The organism is Chryseobacterium sp. CFS15 (genome assembly GCF_031118795.1).
In the GTDB taxonomy this organism is placed as follows: Bacteria; Bacteroidota; Bacteroidia; order Flavobacteriales; family Weeksellaceae; genus Chryseobacterium; species Chryseobacterium indoltheticum.
In genome coordinates, this window is the sequence record NZ_JAVHYL010000001.1 from 159,843 (window position 1) to 173,808 (window position 13,966).

17 protein-coding genes are annotated in these 13,966 nt (G+C 31.8%); 8 read left to right on the forward strand and 9 right to left on the reverse strand.

All coding sequences use genetic code 11. From position 1 onward, the window contains the following. Positions 1-10: 10 nt before the first annotated feature. Positions 11-493 carry a hypothetical protein gene (locus tag OH814_RS00760; RefSeq protein WP_308826747.1) on the forward strand — a complete coding sequence of 161 codons (483 nt, stop codon included), beginning with the start codon at positions 11-13 and terminating at the stop codon, positions 491-493. A 29-nt stretch (positions 494-522) separates the two neighbouring features. On the opposite strand, the gene OH814_RS00765 is transcribed toward OH814_RS00760, so the two are convergent. The 5 genes from OH814_RS00765 to OH814_RS00785 all read right to left on the reverse strand — a co-directional run bounded on the left by OH814_RS00765 (position 523) and on the right by OH814_RS00785 (position 4,801). After that, positions 523-1,878, reverse strand: coding sequence for a M20/M25/M40 family metallo-hydrolase (locus tag OH814_RS00765; protein ID WP_308826748.1), 1,356 nt, complete (start codon positions 1,876-1,878; stop codon positions 523-525). 15 nt (positions 1,879-1,893) lie between these two features. Then, a complete protein-coding gene (locus OH814_RS00770; RefSeq protein WP_201134214.1) occupies positions 1,894-2,358 on the reverse strand; it encodes a hypothetical protein in 465 nt (154 codons plus the stop codon). A gap of 35 nt (positions 2,359-2,393) precedes the next feature. Beyond that, positions 2,394-2,954 carry a hypothetical protein gene (locus OH814_RS00775; RefSeq protein ID WP_308826749.1) on the reverse strand — a complete coding sequence of 187 codons (561 nt, stop codon included), beginning with the start codon at positions 2,952-2,954 and terminating at the stop codon, positions 2,394-2,396. A gap of 33 nt (positions 2,955-2,987) precedes the next feature. After that, positions 2,988-4,388 (reverse strand): M28 family peptidase, encoded by a 1,401-nt coding sequence (locus tag OH814_RS00780; protein ID WP_308826750.1) that lies wholly within the window; start codon positions 4,386-4,388, stop codon positions 2,988-2,990. A 74-nt stretch (positions 4,389-4,462) separates the two neighbouring features. Further along, positions 4,463-4,801 (reverse strand): helix-turn-helix transcriptional regulator, encoded by a 339-nt coding sequence (locus OH814_RS00785; protein WP_308826751.1) that lies wholly within the window; start codon positions 4,799-4,801, stop codon positions 4,463-4,465. A gap of 123 nt (positions 4,802-4,924) precedes the next feature. On the opposite strand from OH814_RS00785, the gene OH814_RS00790 reads away from it, so the two are divergent. The 5 genes from OH814_RS00790 (at position 4,925) to OH814_RS00810 (ending at position 8,356) form a co-directional block, all read left to right on the forward strand. Continuing rightward, on the forward strand, positions 4,925-5,158 hold the full coding sequence (locus OH814_RS00790; RefSeq protein ID WP_308826752.1) for a hypothetical protein: 234 nt from the start codon (positions 4,925-4,927) through the stop codon (positions 5,156-5,158). An 88-nt stretch (positions 5,159-5,246) separates the two neighbouring features. Continuing rightward, positions 5,247-6,329, forward strand: a complete 1,083-nt coding sequence (locus OH814_RS00795) for a BF3164 family lipoprotein (RefSeq protein ID WP_308826753.1) — start codon at positions 5,247-5,249, stop codon at positions 6,327-6,329. A gap of 2 nt (positions 6,330-6,331) precedes the next feature. After that, positions 6,332-6,892, forward strand: coding sequence for a hypothetical protein (locus tag OH814_RS00800; protein ID WP_308826754.1), 561 nt, complete (start codon positions 6,332-6,334; stop codon positions 6,890-6,892). Continuing rightward, entirely contained in the window at positions 6,889-7,521 is a 633-nt protein-coding gene (gene lepB / locus OH814_RS00805) for a signal peptidase I (RefSeq protein WP_308826755.1), read from the forward strand. The genes OH814_RS00800 and lepB overlap by 4 nt, the downstream gene beginning before the upstream one ends. Before the next feature lie 22 nt (positions 7,522-7,543). After that, a complete protein-coding gene (locus OH814_RS00810; protein WP_308826756.1) occupies positions 7,544-8,356 on the forward strand; it encodes a GLPGLI family protein in 813 nt (270 codons plus the stop codon). 62 nt (positions 8,357-8,418) lie between these two features. Here OH814_RS00810 and OH814_RS00815 read toward each other — a convergent pair whose 3' ends face one another. The 4 genes from OH814_RS00815 to OH814_RS00830 form a co-directional block, all read right to left on the reverse strand. Further along, positions 8,419-9,660 (reverse strand): DUF1015 domain-containing protein, encoded by a 1,242-nt coding sequence (locus tag OH814_RS00815; protein ID WP_308826757.1) that lies wholly within the window; start codon positions 9,658-9,660, stop codon positions 8,419-8,421. Positions 9,661-9,667: 7 nt separating this feature from the next. Then, a complete protein-coding gene (locus tag OH814_RS00820) occupies positions 9,668-10,627 on the reverse strand; it encodes a D-2-hydroxyacid dehydrogenase (RefSeq protein ID WP_123885096.1) in 960 nt (319 codons plus the stop codon). Positions 10,628-10,735: 108 nt separating this feature from the next. After that, positions 10,736-11,800, reverse strand: coding sequence for a 3-phosphoserine/phosphohydroxythreonine transaminase (serC, locus tag OH814_RS00825; RefSeq protein ID WP_308826758.1), 1,065 nt, complete (start codon positions 11,798-11,800; stop codon positions 10,736-10,738). 129 nt (positions 11,801-11,929) lie between these two features. Beyond that, positions 11,930-12,280, reverse strand: coding sequence for a 4Fe-4S binding protein (locus tag OH814_RS00830; RefSeq protein WP_047443901.1), 351 nt, complete (start codon positions 12,278-12,280; stop codon positions 11,930-11,932). Between the two features lie 59 nt (positions 12,281-12,339). On the opposite strand from OH814_RS00830, the gene OH814_RS00835 reads away from it, so the two are divergent. Further along, positions 12,340-13,374, forward strand: a complete 1,035-nt coding sequence (locus tag OH814_RS00835) for an acyl-CoA reductase (RefSeq protein ID WP_308826759.1) — start codon at positions 12,340-12,342, stop codon at positions 13,372-13,374. A 131-nt stretch (positions 13,375-13,505) separates the two neighbouring features. Then, positions 13,506-13,952 (forward strand): peptidylprolyl isomerase, encoded by a 447-nt coding sequence (locus tag OH814_RS00840; RefSeq protein WP_123885093.1) that lies wholly within the window; start codon positions 13,506-13,508, stop codon positions 13,950-13,952. The last annotated feature ends 14 nt before the right edge of the window (positions 13,953-13,966 follow it).

The window sequence follows — 13,966 nt, forward strand, 5'->3', positions numbered from 1 at the left end:
GATGACTAAAATGGATAATGAAATTCTAGAAGAAAACATTAAAATAACTACTGATCATCTGCTTGAATTAGTTAAGAAAAATTGTTGGAATATTATTACAAACCGTTACCAGTATATTTTGACTGATGTAAACAGTCTGGAATACATTAATTTACATGAATTAAGAAAAATAAAACAAAAAACTAATTCAAAAAAAACACCTCAAAATCTGAATTCTATTGTTGAAACTTTGGCTGAATTTAATGACGATCTCTACGATGTAGTTTTGTATGTTTTTAAAGCAAAAAATAATAAAACGATTATCGAAATTGAATACTTAAAAAAGTCAGATTTAGATCTGGAGTATTACCAAAAAATTAAAGATAATCTGACAATGTTTCATGCAAAAATAATAATGCCTCCACACCAAAATCAATTGGTAAAATTTGATGCTAATTGGCAAAATAACAATGTTTTAAATTCAGTGAAAAAAATATTATCTCGATTTAAGTAAAAAAGTCCTCGATTTGAGGACTTTCTATTTTACCAGTTTTTATCGATCATATAAATCATTTGCGTCATAATTGTAGCTCCCAAAAGCAATTCACGGCGATTTACCTTTTCAAAAGTATCTTCTTCGGTATGATGAATATCAAAATATCGCTGAGAATCCGGAACGAGTTCTGCAGTAGGAATTCCCATATCTTTTAACGGATAAATATCTGTTCCCGAATATCTTCCTTCAAAATCATAAGCTCCGTAAGGAAGAAATAGGGGAGACCAGCTTGTAATCTGATTGATTTTATCAGCGTCCATCTCCAAAGCAATTCCCCTCGGAGAGAAACCTCCCGCATCAGATTCTAAGGCAAAAAGATGTTTTTCGTTATTCTCTTTTACGCCTTTTCCATACTGTTGACCACCTTTCACACCGTTTTCTTCATTCGCAAAACAAACCACTCGTATAGTATGATTATTTTTCAGACCTAAACTTTTAAACGTTCTCAAAACTTCAATGCTCTGTACAATGCCGGCTCCGTCATCATGAGCGCCTTCACCAACATCCCACGAATCTAAATGTCCGCCAACAACAATGACACTTTTATCTTTATTCCCTGTAATTTCGCCAATTACAGAGTGGGAGAGCTTTTCACCTTTCATTCCACAGTTTGAATTGAGTTTAGCGGTGATTTTTTTGGATTTTAAAAGAGCTTCCAATTCATCTGCAGTGGTATTTCCAATGGCAACAGCCGGAATTTTATCTGAATCACCATATCTCATCGCTCCGGTATGCGGAACATCATCAAAAGCAGAAGAAAGCGATCTTACAATGGCAAATTTCCCGCTTTTTTTTGCCGTCAAAGCCGCCGCAGTAGAACGGTAAACTGCTGCATCGCTGTAGGCTTTGAAAGTCTGAACATAAGATTGACTGAAGGGATAATTAAAGAAAACAATCTTGTCTTTCACCTGTTCCGGACTCAGTTTGTCATATTCCGCCAATGATTTCACCATAATGATTTCTCCTGAAACATCTTTGCCTTTTGTTCCTTCAGAATTCCCAAGAGAAAGCATTTTCAGAGATTTCCATTTCCCGTTTTGAGCTTTTATTTTTAAAGATTCTTTTCCTCTTTCCCAAACCGGAATCATTACTTCCTGAAGCCAAACTTTGTCGGCTCCGGCTTCTTTCAATTTTTGTTCTGCCCATTTCACCGATTTTTCATATGCTTCAGAACCGCTTAATCGATGACCTATATTTTTAGTTAAATCTCTAAGTTCGGTGTAGGATTTTCCTTTATTTAAAATTTCAGTTGAAATTCTACTGAACTGTATTGAATCTTCTTTGGTCTGTCCAAATAAGTTTAAGCTTAAAAAGACAACCGCAGCTGATAGAATATTTTTCATAATTACATTTTAAAATTAAAATTTCAGCTCTACATCAATCTGTCTTCCTTCCTGCAAGGCTTTTTTATCCATTGAAGAACCTACTGCAGCCCCGACACCTAAACCAATTGGTAATCCTATTGCCATTAATCCCATATTTTTCATTAGTAAACCAAAAACAACTCCGATTGGTAAGCCGAAAGCCGTCATTCCCACTGCTAACCAAAGTTTTTTATAGTAACCTTTAGGAACGATTTTATGTTCTTTTTCCAAATATTTTATGATGAGATTTTGCTTGTCTTTTAAAAATTTCAGTAACGCTTTATCCTGTAATGTTGTTGAATTCGATTGTTCAACAATATTATTAATATACTGTACCGCTTCAGAAGGTAATTTTTTATCGTTAAGTTTTTCTAAAATTTCCTGAAACTGAGAATAAAGATCGCCAAGTTTTGGGTTATTTATCGAGTCGAATTTTAAGTCTAATTGATTGATTTCCATTTTGAATCTGATGTTAAAGTTTTTTTTACAGTTTATCAATGCGTTTGTTGTGTACGTACAGCTTCAGGTATTTTAAATAATAAAATTAAAGACCATACTTGCAGGACTGTTTGTGCGATATAAATAACTCCTACAACAGGATCGTTTACGAATTCAGAAACCATTAAAGGAAACCCGAGAAGTCCAAAAGCTAAAAGTACCAATAGTATAAATTTAAACCATTCTATACCTCTGCTTACAACGTAACCAAGACCAAAAAGAAAAGCTAAAGTAAGTAGCGCTGTGAAAAATTTCCTTCCTGAATCTAAAGTTTCATATTTCCAGATCATATTGCCAATTCCTAAAACTGCAGCTAAATAAATTAACTCAGCTGATTTTTTATAATTGGGGTGAAGAGTAAAGTTTTTTCTGGTGTTTTCTTCTTCAATTAACAATACAATTCTTGCCGTTTCTTCATCACTAAATTCACGACTGCGAGCTTTCAAGATTTCGTAGGCATAAAGTTTAGCTTCCGGAACAAATTTACTTTCAGGTTTGATATATTCTGCCAATTCCTGATTTGATTTTGCTTCTAAAAGTTTCTTGTTAACGCTCATTTGAGTGCATTCATCGTTATTATTTGTATATTTCTACCAATTTTTATCAATCATAAACACAAACTGCGTCATCGCAACAGCTCCAAGCAATAATTCTCTTTTATTGACTTTATCGAAAGTATCTTTTTCAGAGTGATGATAATCGAAATAACGTTGTGTATCTACCACCATTTCAACCAATGGAATATCCAGTTTTTTTAATGGTGCGATATCCTGAATTGCATACGTCTGGTCGAAATCATAGATTCCATACGGTAAAAAATAATTTTTCCATTCAAAAATAAGCCTTCTTCTCTGTGGCGACATATCTAAAGAAAATCCTCTTGGAGAATATCCTCCTGAATCGCTTCCTAAAGCCAAAATATGCTTTTCTTCTTTCTTTTTTACACTCATTGCATACGTTTCACGACCCATTCCGCCATTTTCACTGTTGGCGTAAAGCACAACTCTTATCGTATGATTGTTGTCGTAACCTAAAGCTTTAAATGCTCTTAAAACTTCCATACACTGTACCACTCCGGTTCCGTCATCATGGGCACCTTCAGCAAAATCCCATGAATCGAGCTGGGCTCCGAGAACAATTACTTTAGAATCTTTTTTACCGGGAATTTCACCGATAATATTGTGATTAATTGTTTCACCTTTTGACTCGGCCGACATATTAATTTTGGCTTTAACAGAAGTCTTTTTAAGAAGGCTTTCAAGTTCATCTGCCGAACGAGCGCCAATCGTCATTGCAGGTATTCTTGCCTTATCATCCGGCTCGTAATAAACCTGTTTCGCATGCGGAATATCATCAGAAGCTGTTGTTAATGATCTTATAATTAAAGCTTTCGCTCCTTTCTGACCAATGACGGATGCCGAAATAAGTTTAGATTTTGCCGCAATCATGTAAGAATCTACTGTGCTGATTATCGTAGGATCGATAGGATAGTTTACAAAAATAATTTTATCTTTTGCATCTGCAATTCTCAGATTCACCAATTCCTGAACGTTATTCACCAAAAGAATATCAGCAGTAAGATCTTTTCCTTTGGTACCTTCAGAATTTCCGAAAGAAAGCATTTTTATGTTTTTCCAGTCACCGCTTGAAGTTTTAATCTGTAAAGATTCTTTTCCTCTGATCCAAATGGGAACTCTTACTTCCTGTTTCCAGATATTTTCTGCACCAGCTTCTTTTAAGTTTTTTTCAGCCCATTCTGTAGCTTTTGTGTAGCCGGGTGTTGCACTGAATCTCGAGCCAACTCCCTTGGTTAACTCACCGAGATTATCATAAGCAGTTCCGTGAAGGAAAATTTCGTCAGAGATTTTCTTAAATTCTTCGTGGTAATTGAATTTAGGGATTGGCTTTGCCTTTTTTGAAGGAGTTTTTTTCTGAGAAAATAAAAATCCACTCAAAAAGAGTGGAAATATGATAAGTAAGATTTTTTTCATTTTTACTGACCGTTTTCTTTTCGGAGCATAAAAATAAATAAAAATATTATCATATTGTTTTATTCTGGAATATTTTACTTTCTTAATAGCTCATTTTCTGCTTTCAAAATTTTATTCTCTTCTTCTAATTTAGCAATATATTTTTTCATTGTCAATAAGCCATATGCTGAAATATTGACTGCATTTGTAGTATTTTCATTTTTAATGAAAAAAATTCCGTCATCAGGCTCATAAATATCTTCTAATTTTACACCTAATTCTTTCGCTACTTTAATCCATTCTTTTTTTGATATTTTAGTAACACCATTTTCCCTCCTGTTATAGCTTGATGTTTCCATACCAACTTTGTATGCCAATTCTTCTTGAGTAAACTTTTTTTCTATTCTTTTGTCTAATAATTTTTGTTTAACCATAACTAATTCTAATCATTTGCTGTAATATGCAATTTATGTGTTCTATTTTGCATTTCAAAATTATGAGAGCGTTTTTAATTTAGCAATGCTAATAATAGCATATAATTAAAAAATATTTTTATTATGAAAAAGATTAAAACAATTCTTTTTTTAGGATTTGGATTTGTTGCTTCTGCAGCGACATTTGCATTAACAATTAATGACTCTTCTTTAGAAAGCCTTCGAGCTAATGCTGGAATTAAATGTGTAGAAGCAACGAATAGCGACTGCAGATCAGCTTCTACAGGGCAAATTTACACAGGCTATAAAGCACAAACCATTGGAGGTACATCATCATTTGAAGAAGAAAGCTTGTAACAACAGGGTTTATGAAGATACCATATAAGGAATCTCAAACTTTTAACTAAAAGGAGGATATCTCCTTTTAGTTATTTAATAATCAATCATGAAGCATACTTATATAAGTTATAATTTTATTTTGTTTTTATTCTTTCTTATTTTTTATAGTTGTAAACAAAATAACAATAATGTTGAATTTAAAATTCAAAAAAATGATAGCGATATTAATTTAAATGGTTCGGATAAGTTATCTATCGTTTTAAAGCCAATAAATATACATGGTATATTTACTAGTATAGCTGTAGTTGATAGTATATTGATATGTGGGAATTTTAGATCTGAAAAACTTATCAATATATATTCTTTAAATAATAATAAATTAATAGATACGATAATTACACGTGGAAATGCTCAAAACGAAGGTTTATCTGTAGCGAATATATTTATTCAGAATAACCAAATAGCATGGATTTATGATATAACATTAAGTAAATTATTTAAAATTAATATCGATTATTTACAAAAAAATAAAGTTATAGAAAAAGAGATAAGGTTGCCTACAAACTTAAAAAATTTAATCTCGCCAAGTATAATTGGTGATAGTTTATTGCTAGCCACCACTTACTCAATGGATAATTGTAGATATTTTTACGCAGATTTTCAACAAATAAAGAAGAAAATAGGAAAGCTTCCTAAGGTAAATAATAATAAATTGCTTGAGGATATACCAAATACTAAATTTCCTAATAAAGCTTATCTATTTAAAGCTACAAGTATTAAACATTCCTTTAAAAATAAGGTTGCTGTTTTTTATAATAAAGCTAGCAGAGCTGAATTTTATGTAAATGATAAGCTTGAAAAAACGATTTATAATAAAGATAATTTCAATCCTAAAATGTATGTTACAAAACTTAAAATGGGATTCTCTGTTGAAGATGATGAAAAAACAATTTATGCTTATTTATCTGTCGCATATACTGAAGATTATATTTATTGTCTTTTTTCAGGAGATAAAAACGGTGAAACATCTTCAGAAAAAATTTTGATTTTTGACTGGGACGGCAATTTTATAAAAGAACTTTCTTTAGACCGAAAAGTAAGTAAAATCTGTATAAACCAGAAAACAAAAACTCTATACTGTTACGATGATAGAGTAAAAAGTATTTTTTTAACTAAACTAAATTTTTAAGAATGAAAATGTTAAAATTCTTTTTAATATACTGTTTTATTTTCTTTACATCATGTAAAAACAAATGTGAAAATATACAACAAGAAACAAAGACAATGATGAAAAGTTGGTATAAGAAAAAAATATTTTTTCCCTCCAACATGGAAAAGTTGATTAATGTTTCTTCTACAAATAATAAAATTAGTGATTTAATAAATATGCAAGGATATACTATTGTTCATTTTTTTACAGCAGATTGTGATAAATGTATAGACGAATTAAGTACAATAAAGAAATCATTACAAAATTTGCCCGAAAATCCAAATGTAAATTTTGTATTCATTGCAAGTGCTCCAACCAAGCTATATGTTTCAGATGCGATAAAGAAAATAAATTTTCCCTATCCTATATATTACGAAAGAGAATATTATTCATTTAAAACAATAAATAAGCTACCAGTCTCGGATAATCTTTATAACACAATGATTCTAAATAATAATTCTGAAGTGATTTTATTTGGAGCTTTTTACGATAATGATAAAGCAAAGTCACTATACTCCAAAATTCTTATATGTAATTTATGAGAAAAGATTTTTTTTATATTATAGCTTTTCTTTTCGCTTTAATAATTTTAAGAATATTCTTTTTTGAAATATATACAATAAATCAAAACTCGATGAATAATACTTACAAAGCGGGTAATAAAGTATTGATAATTAAAAATTTTTATTCAATTACCTATAATGATGTTATAATATTTAAACATGAAAATAAAAAAATGATTAAACGTTGTATAGGATTACCTGGAAATACTTTTAAAATAATTAAAGGCAAAACTTATTTAGATAATGTATTAATTCCATTACCAAGTAACGCTGTAGATAAAAAAAATTCGGAATCTGATGCATTTTCCAGATCGGAAATTTATAGTACATATGGTAAAAATGAATGGACATTATACAATTTTGGTGCTTTTCTAATCCCAAAAAAAGGAATGGTAATAGCACTAAACCCTAAAAATATCATTCTTTATAAAAAATTGATTGAAGAAGAAAATGTTGATGATTTAAATCTGACTAAAGAAAGATACATATTTCAGGACGATTTCTATTTTTTAATGGGAGATAATAGAGCAGAATCGGTAGATTCTAGATTTTTCGGTCCGGTTAAAAAAGCAGATATTACAGGAAAAGTTATTCTCAAAGTTTGGTAAGTTTATAAAAAAAATAAAAAAAATGAAAATAATATTATTTAGTTTACTAATTACATTTGAAATTTTATCTTCTCAAAACCATCGATTTATTTATAAATTAGAAATCAACAAAAAAGATGATTTCATAAAAACAAATATGGCCTTGGATATTTCTGACAGCTCTGTCAAGTTTTACGAGTTGGGATTTGTGAAAAATGATTCCTTAAGAAAAACGGGAAAGAACACACAATACTTTTTAAAATGCGATCAATTGTTATTAAGGAAACGCAATAGTTTTGAAAACAAGATATTTTTCTCTCACGGATATGATTATTTTGCTATTAGGTCAACAGATAAAATTGACTGGAAATTAGAAAAAGAAACAAAAAAAGTACAGGATTATACACTTCAGAAAGCAACTAGTAATTTTGGAGGAAGAAAATGGATCGCCTGGTTCAGTCATAAAATTCCGTTTCAGGAAGGACCTTACAAATTTCGAGGATTATCGGGCCTGATTTTTGAAATATATGATTCTGAAAATATTTTTCATTATACATTAGTAAAAAGCATCACTCTTCCGGAAGCATTTGATACCAGCAATTTTTTAGAAACTCATTATGGAAAAAAACCAATTGCTGTAAGCTTAAAACAATATCACAAAATAAAATTGGACTCTTATAACAATGTTATAGAAGAGTTCAGTGACTTTATTAGAAAAGGAGGGACACTAGCTTCTGATGATGATCTTAGCACACCAGAAAAAATTAGAGAAAGAAAAAAATCTATACAGAAAAGTATAAAAGAATATTATTTACCTATCGAAAAAGATAAAGCTATACCTTATCCTAAAGATTGAAAAATGTTAAAACTATTATAAAAAGCATCTACTAAAGATGCTTTTTAATTTTAATATGTATTTTATTTCATATCGTACATTAATAATGCAGTAACCAGTTTAGGCTCGATAAATGTGCATTTTGGAGGCATACGCAACTTTAAATCAGATATTTTAATCATATCATTAAAGCTTACCGGGTAGATTCCGAAACCTACTTTCCCTTCACCCTTGTCGATTTTCTCTTTCAATAGTTTAATTCCTTCGATATTCGATGTTCCCTTTACGTAGGTAATCTGATCTGAACTGTCGGAATCTTCAATATTCAGAATATCTTTAATGATATATTTATCTAAAATATGATGATCAAGATTATCAAGTGACATTTCCGGGGAACGCAAATCGTGTTTTACGTGAAGTGAATAAAATTTCCCATCCAAATACATTGAAATATGAAATTTCTGAGAAGGGTAGTACGGAGTCTGGTCTTTTTCGTGAATAAGGAAATATTTTTCCAGTTTCTTCAAGAAATCTTCAGTAGATAAATCTCCGATACTGCTCAGAATCCTGTTGTAATCGTGAATTTTTATAGATTGATTGGAAACGATAAAACTATACACAAAATTATAGGCTTCAGTTCCGTTATGGCGCTTGTTTTTTTCTTTAAGACGCTTTGCATGAAGTGCTGTAGAACCAATTCTGTGGTGACCATCTGCAATATAAAAAGACTCGATCTGATCGATTACTTCTTTAAACTGCTGCAGTTTCAGGCGGTTATCTATTCTCCAGATTTTATGTCTGATTCCGATTGTATCAACATGATTGAAAATAGGAACATTTTTTTCTTCATGATTCATCAGCAATTCAATTTTTGAATTTGACTGATAAGTCAGCAAAACAGGTTCCGCCTGAAGATTCACTTTATCAAGATAATGCGCCAGCTTTTCTTTTCTCTGAGGAATGGTACTTTCGTGTCTTTTGATTTTTCCGCTCCAGAAATCTTCAATACTCGACAAGCCAAGAAGCCCTCTGAATATCTGCTTGTTTGGATAAATCTGCTCATAAAGATAATAGGCAGAGCTGTCCTGAACTAATGTTTTGTCTTCCAAAAGTTCTTCAAAAGTGGTACGTATTTTCCTTAAATTCCGGTCGACATCTTTAGATTTACTTACAACATAGGGTTTAATCATATTGATGTAAGTTTTTTCTTTTTGTGCTTTTTCAGCAATTTCAGCCTGGGTGAAATTATCTAAAGGATGAGTAGGAAACGTTGCCTCATGATCTTTATGAGGGCGTATTCCACGGAAAGGTTTAAAAACTGGCATATATAATTTATAGTTTCTTTTTAATTTCAATAATCTGATTGGCAAGTTCAATACCTATTTTTTCTTGCGCATCTACCGTATTACCTCCTAAATGTGGTGTAAGAGACAGATTAGGGTTCATCAATAAAATCAGTTCAGGTGACGGTTCGTTTTCAAAAACATCAAGCGCTGCTCCTGCAACTTTACCAGATTCTATAAAATCAAGCAAAGTAACTTCATTGATTACACCGCCTCTTGCGGTATTGACGATATAAACACCATCTTTCATTTTTTCAAACTGTGGAGTATCAATGATATACTCATCAGTCTGTGGCGTATTGATGCTGATAAAATCGGTATCTTTTAAAAACTCTTCAGTATTATTCGTAGAAGTAATTTCAAAATTTAAAGTTTGTCCGTCGAAAAAATGTAAGGCTAAAACTTCTGTTCTGGGTTTTCTGGTCAGAACTTTTACTTTCATTCCTAAAGAAATTCCCATTTTTACGACTTCCTGACCAATACTTCCGAAGCCAATTACTCCCAAAGTTTTACCTGAAAGTTCGTACGCTTTGCTGAAAGATTTTTTCATCGCATTGAAGTGAGTTTCCCCTTCCAATGGCATCAGTCTGTTAGATTCGTGTAAAAATCTTGCTAAAGAAAAGAAATGTGCAAAAACCAATTCAGCCACCGATTTTGAGGAAGCAGTTGGGGTATTGATCACATATAATCCTTTTTCAATCGCATATTCAACATCGATATTATCCATACCGATTCCGCCTCTTCCTATTATTTTCAGATTGGGACAAGCGTCAATCAAATCTTGTCTTACTTTGGTAGCACTTCTCACCAAAAGAACATCTACGTTATTTTCATTAATAAAATTAATAACGTGATCCTGAGCAACTCTGTTGTCAAGCAGTTCTATCCCGGCTTCTTTTAAAGCTAGTTCTCCGGCTTTGGAGATTCCGTCGTTGGCTAAAACTCTCATTGTTCTTATTAATCTAATATTTTTAAGATGAATTTAATAGTTTCGCAAATTAAGAAAATTTAAAAGAATGAAAAAACATCTTTTAATTGTTGATTTCTTTCCCGCTAGTTACTTTATAGATTTCATTACATCTACCAAAACCTGCACACTTTCTATTGGCAATGCGTTATACATACTTGCTCTGTAACCACCCAAACTTCTGTGTCCGTTTAACCCATTGATTCCGGCAGCTTTCCATGCAGCATCGAATTCTTCTTTTTTACTTTCATCGAGTAATTTGAAAGAAATATTCATCAGCGAACGATCTTCTTTCACACAGAACGTTTCAAATAAAGGATTAGAATCTATTTCGTCGTATAATAATTTAGCTTTAGCTTCATTTCTTGCTTCTGCCGCTGCAATTCCTCCGTTTTTTTCTAAATACTGTAACGTCAATAAAGATGCATAAACAGGGAAAACCGGTGGAGTATTATACATCGATTCTTTAGCAATATGCTGAGAATAATCAAAATAAGAAGGCATGTTTTCTCTTCCTGATTTTTCAAGAATTTCTTTTTTTACAACCACTAAAGTCACACCTGCAGGTCCCATGTTTTTCTGAGCTCCGGCATAGATTAAATCAAATTTAGAGAAATCTAATTGTCTTGAGAAAATATCCGAACTCATATCACAAACCATTAAAGTTTCTACTTCAGGAAAGTTTTTCATTTGTGTTCCGTAGATGGTATTGTTTGATGTGCAGTGGAAATAATCATATTCTGCACCTATTTTATAATCTTTAGGAATGAAAGAGTAATTTTCTTCTTTTGAAGAGCCTACAATATCTACACTTCCTACTTTTTTAGCCTCTTTTATAGCTCCTGCAGCCCAAGTTCCTGTATCCAGATAAGCAGCTTTTCCGCCTACTTTCATCAAATTGTAAGGCACCATTGCAAACTGAAGACTTGCACCGCCTCCCAAATACAAAACTTCATAATCGTCACCCAAATTCATCAGTCTTTTTACAATTGCGCGAGCTTCATCCATTACCGCAACAAAATCTTTACTTCTGTGTGAGATCTCAAGAATTGATAAACCAATCCCGTTGAAATCTAAAATAGCTTCTGCTGATTTTTCAAATACTTCCTGAGGTAAGATACATGGTCCTGCGCTGAAATTGTGCTTTTTGCTCATAATTTTACTTGTTGTTTTTGCAAATTTTATTCAATATAGACAAAATCTGCGGTTTCATTATTACTATTTTGAAGAGATATAATTTAAATATAAAATAAAACCGTCTCATAATTTATGAGACGGAAGTTTTTATTCACCGTGTAAGAACGCTTTTTTGTTCAGCAAAGCCTCTTCAGACTCTACATGATCTTCATCCGGAACACAGCAGTCTACCGGGCAAACCGCAGCGCACTGTGGCTCCTCATGAAAGCCCTTACATTCTGTACACTTGTCTGTTACAATAAAATAAACATCGTCACTCACAGGTTCCTGTGGTGAGTCGGCATCAACCGTAAGACCTGATGGTAAGGTTACGGTTCCTGAAAGCTCAGTACCTTCGGATGCTTTCCAATCTACTGCCCCCTCATATATTGCATTGTTTGGGCATTCCGGTTCGCAGGCTCCGCAGTTAATGCATTCATCAGTTATTTTAATAGCCATCGCTAATTTTTTTTAAATTTGCACAAAATTACAAAATATTCCCCAATTTTGCAGTAATTATGAATATCGAAAAAAGAGTTTTAGGACTAAATGAATTAAGTGGTTATATAAAAGAGTTTTTAGTAAAAAACCCTGAATATTATAATGAAAATGATGTCGAATTTCAGCAAGTATTGAAAAAATCAGAAATTGAAAACCCATGGTTTACGGCTGATAATCAAAAGTATGCCTTAAAACAATGGGCAGATTTGCTGACAAAGGAAAATATAAACGAATGGTTGCAAAACTATTCACCATCGAAAACTTCGAAAAAAGTAGGTTTAATTCTTGCCGGAAACATTCCTTTGGTAGGATTTCACGATGTAATTTCTGTGATTTTAAGCAATCACATACCATTGATTAAGCTGTCATCAAAAGACAAGCAAATGGTTCCATTTTTACTTAAAAAATGGAAAGAATTTTCTGACGAAGCCATTGATTTTGAATTTGTAGAAAGATTAGAGAATTTTGATGCAGTAATAGCAACAGGAAGCAACAATACAGCGAGATATCTGGAATACTACTTTAAAAATCATCTAAGTATTATCCGTAAAAACAGAACTTCAGTTGCGGTTTTAAAAGGTGATGAAACAGAAGAAGAGTTGAAGCTTTTAGCGCATGATATTTTCCAGTATTTTGGTTTAGGATGCAGAAATGTGACCAGAATTTTCATTCCGCAAGAGTTTGTGATCGACAGATTGTTTGAGAGTTTCTTAGATTTTAAAGAAATCATCAATCATAATAAATATGCTAATAATTACGATTACAACAGAGCAGTTTACCTTCTAAACCAAGATAAATTCTGGGATAATAATTTTGTAATGCTGAAAGAAGACGCTCAATTATTCAGTCCGCTTTCTGTGATTAATTTTAGCAGATATTCTTCTTTGGATGAAGTAAAAAATTTCATTGCTGAAAACGAAGAAAATATTCAATGTGTTGTTGCTAAAAATGAGCTGGGAATTGATTCAATTCAATTCGGAGAAGCACAAAACCCTGGATTGAATACTTATGCAGATAATGTAGATACAATGAAGTTTTTGGAGGTTATTTAATTTATTTATCTTAAATTAGGTCAGCCAAATTTAAATCTTGTCTAAAATGAAATCATTTTTGATTAAATTTCGTGTAAATCTCGTTATTTATGGTGATTCTATATGACAAATAAAAACAATATCATCTACATATGAAAAAATTAATCGTTGTTCTTTGCCTGTTTTCAGTTTCATCAGCTTTCGCACAAGATGTGAAAAAAGTGGAAGTTCAAAATCCTGCAATGGATATTTCGGCTTCTATTCCTAAAGATAAAATTGAATTTTACAATCAGTCGTTCTCCAAATTTGTTTCTGCCTTGAAAACTGCAGACAAACAAGCGGTGGGTTCTCTGATTTCTGAAAAAGTGAAGAGTTTGGTAGACGAAAATATGATTCAGAAACTTTCGGGCGGAATAAGCTTCGAAAGAAAAACAGAAGTTTATCAATCGGGCTATCAAAAATTGCTTGATAATCAAACGTATCCTGCTATTCAGTATAAATATACAGATGATCAATCTAATCCACCAAAAGATTTGATTACGGTAATTTTTGAAAATGACGGTAAAATTCTAGGTGTAAAACCGAGTTACAGTAAATAAAAAAATAAAAATTA

Coding starts and splice junctions, on each gene's coding strand:
- OH814_RS00795 (WP_308826753.1), top strand. CDS start 5,247: ATGAAGCATACTTATATAAGTTATAATTTTATTTTGTTTTTATTCTTT.
- OH814_RS00815 (WP_308826757.1), bottom strand. CDS start 9,660: ATGCCAGTTTTTAAACCTTTCCGTGGAATACGCCCTCATAAAGATCAT.
- OH814_RS00785 (WP_308826751.1), bottom strand. CDS start 4,801: ATGGTTAAACAAAAATTATTAGACAAAAGAATAGAAAAAAAGTTTACT.
- lepB (WP_308826755.1), top strand. CDS start 6,889: ATGAGAAAAGATTTTTTTTATATTATAGCTTTTCTTTTCGCTTTAATA.
- OH814_RS00775 (WP_308826749.1), bottom strand. CDS start 2,954: ATGAGCGTTAACAAGAAACTTTTAGAAGCAAAATCAAATCAGGAATTG.
- OH814_RS00840 (WP_123885093.1), top strand. CDS start 13,506: ATGAAAAAATTAATCGTTGTTCTTTGCCTGTTTTCAGTTTCATCAGCT.
- OH814_RS00800 (WP_308826754.1), top strand. CDS start 6,332: ATGAAAATGTTAAAATTCTTTTTAATATACTGTTTTATTTTCTTTACA.
- OH814_RS00760 (WP_308826747.1), top strand. CDS start 11: ATGGATAATGAAATTCTAGAAGAAAACATTAAAATAACTACTGATCAT.
- OH814_RS00830 (WP_047443901.1), bottom strand. CDS start 12,280: ATGGCTATTAAAATAACTGATGAATGCATTAACTGCGGAGCCTGCGAA.
- OH814_RS00790 (WP_308826752.1), top strand. CDS start 4,925: ATGAAAAAGATTAAAACAATTCTTTTTTTAGGATTTGGATTTGTTGCT.
- OH814_RS00765 (WP_308826748.1), bottom strand. CDS start 1,878: ATGAAAAATATTCTATCAGCTGCGGTTGTCTTTTTAAGCTTAAACTTA.
- OH814_RS00810 (WP_308826756.1), top strand. CDS start 7,544: ATGAAAATAATATTATTTAGTTTACTAATTACATTTGAAATTTTATCT.
- OH814_RS00820 (WP_123885096.1), bottom strand. CDS start 10,627: ATGAGAGTTTTAGCCAACGACGGAATCTCCAAAGCCGGAGAACTAGCT.
- OH814_RS00835 (WP_308826759.1), top strand. CDS start 12,340: ATGAATATCGAAAAAAGAGTTTTAGGACTAAATGAATTAAGTGGTTAT.
- serC (WP_308826758.1), bottom strand. CDS start 11,800: ATGAGCAAAAAGCACAATTTCAGCGCAGGACCATGTATCTTACCTCAG.
- OH814_RS00770 (WP_201134214.1), bottom strand. CDS start 2,358: ATGGAAATCAATCAATTAGACTTAAAATTCGACTCGATAAATAACCCA.
- OH814_RS00780 (WP_308826750.1), bottom strand. CDS start 4,388: ATGAAAAAAATCTTACTTATCATATTTCCACTCTTTTTGAGTGGATTT.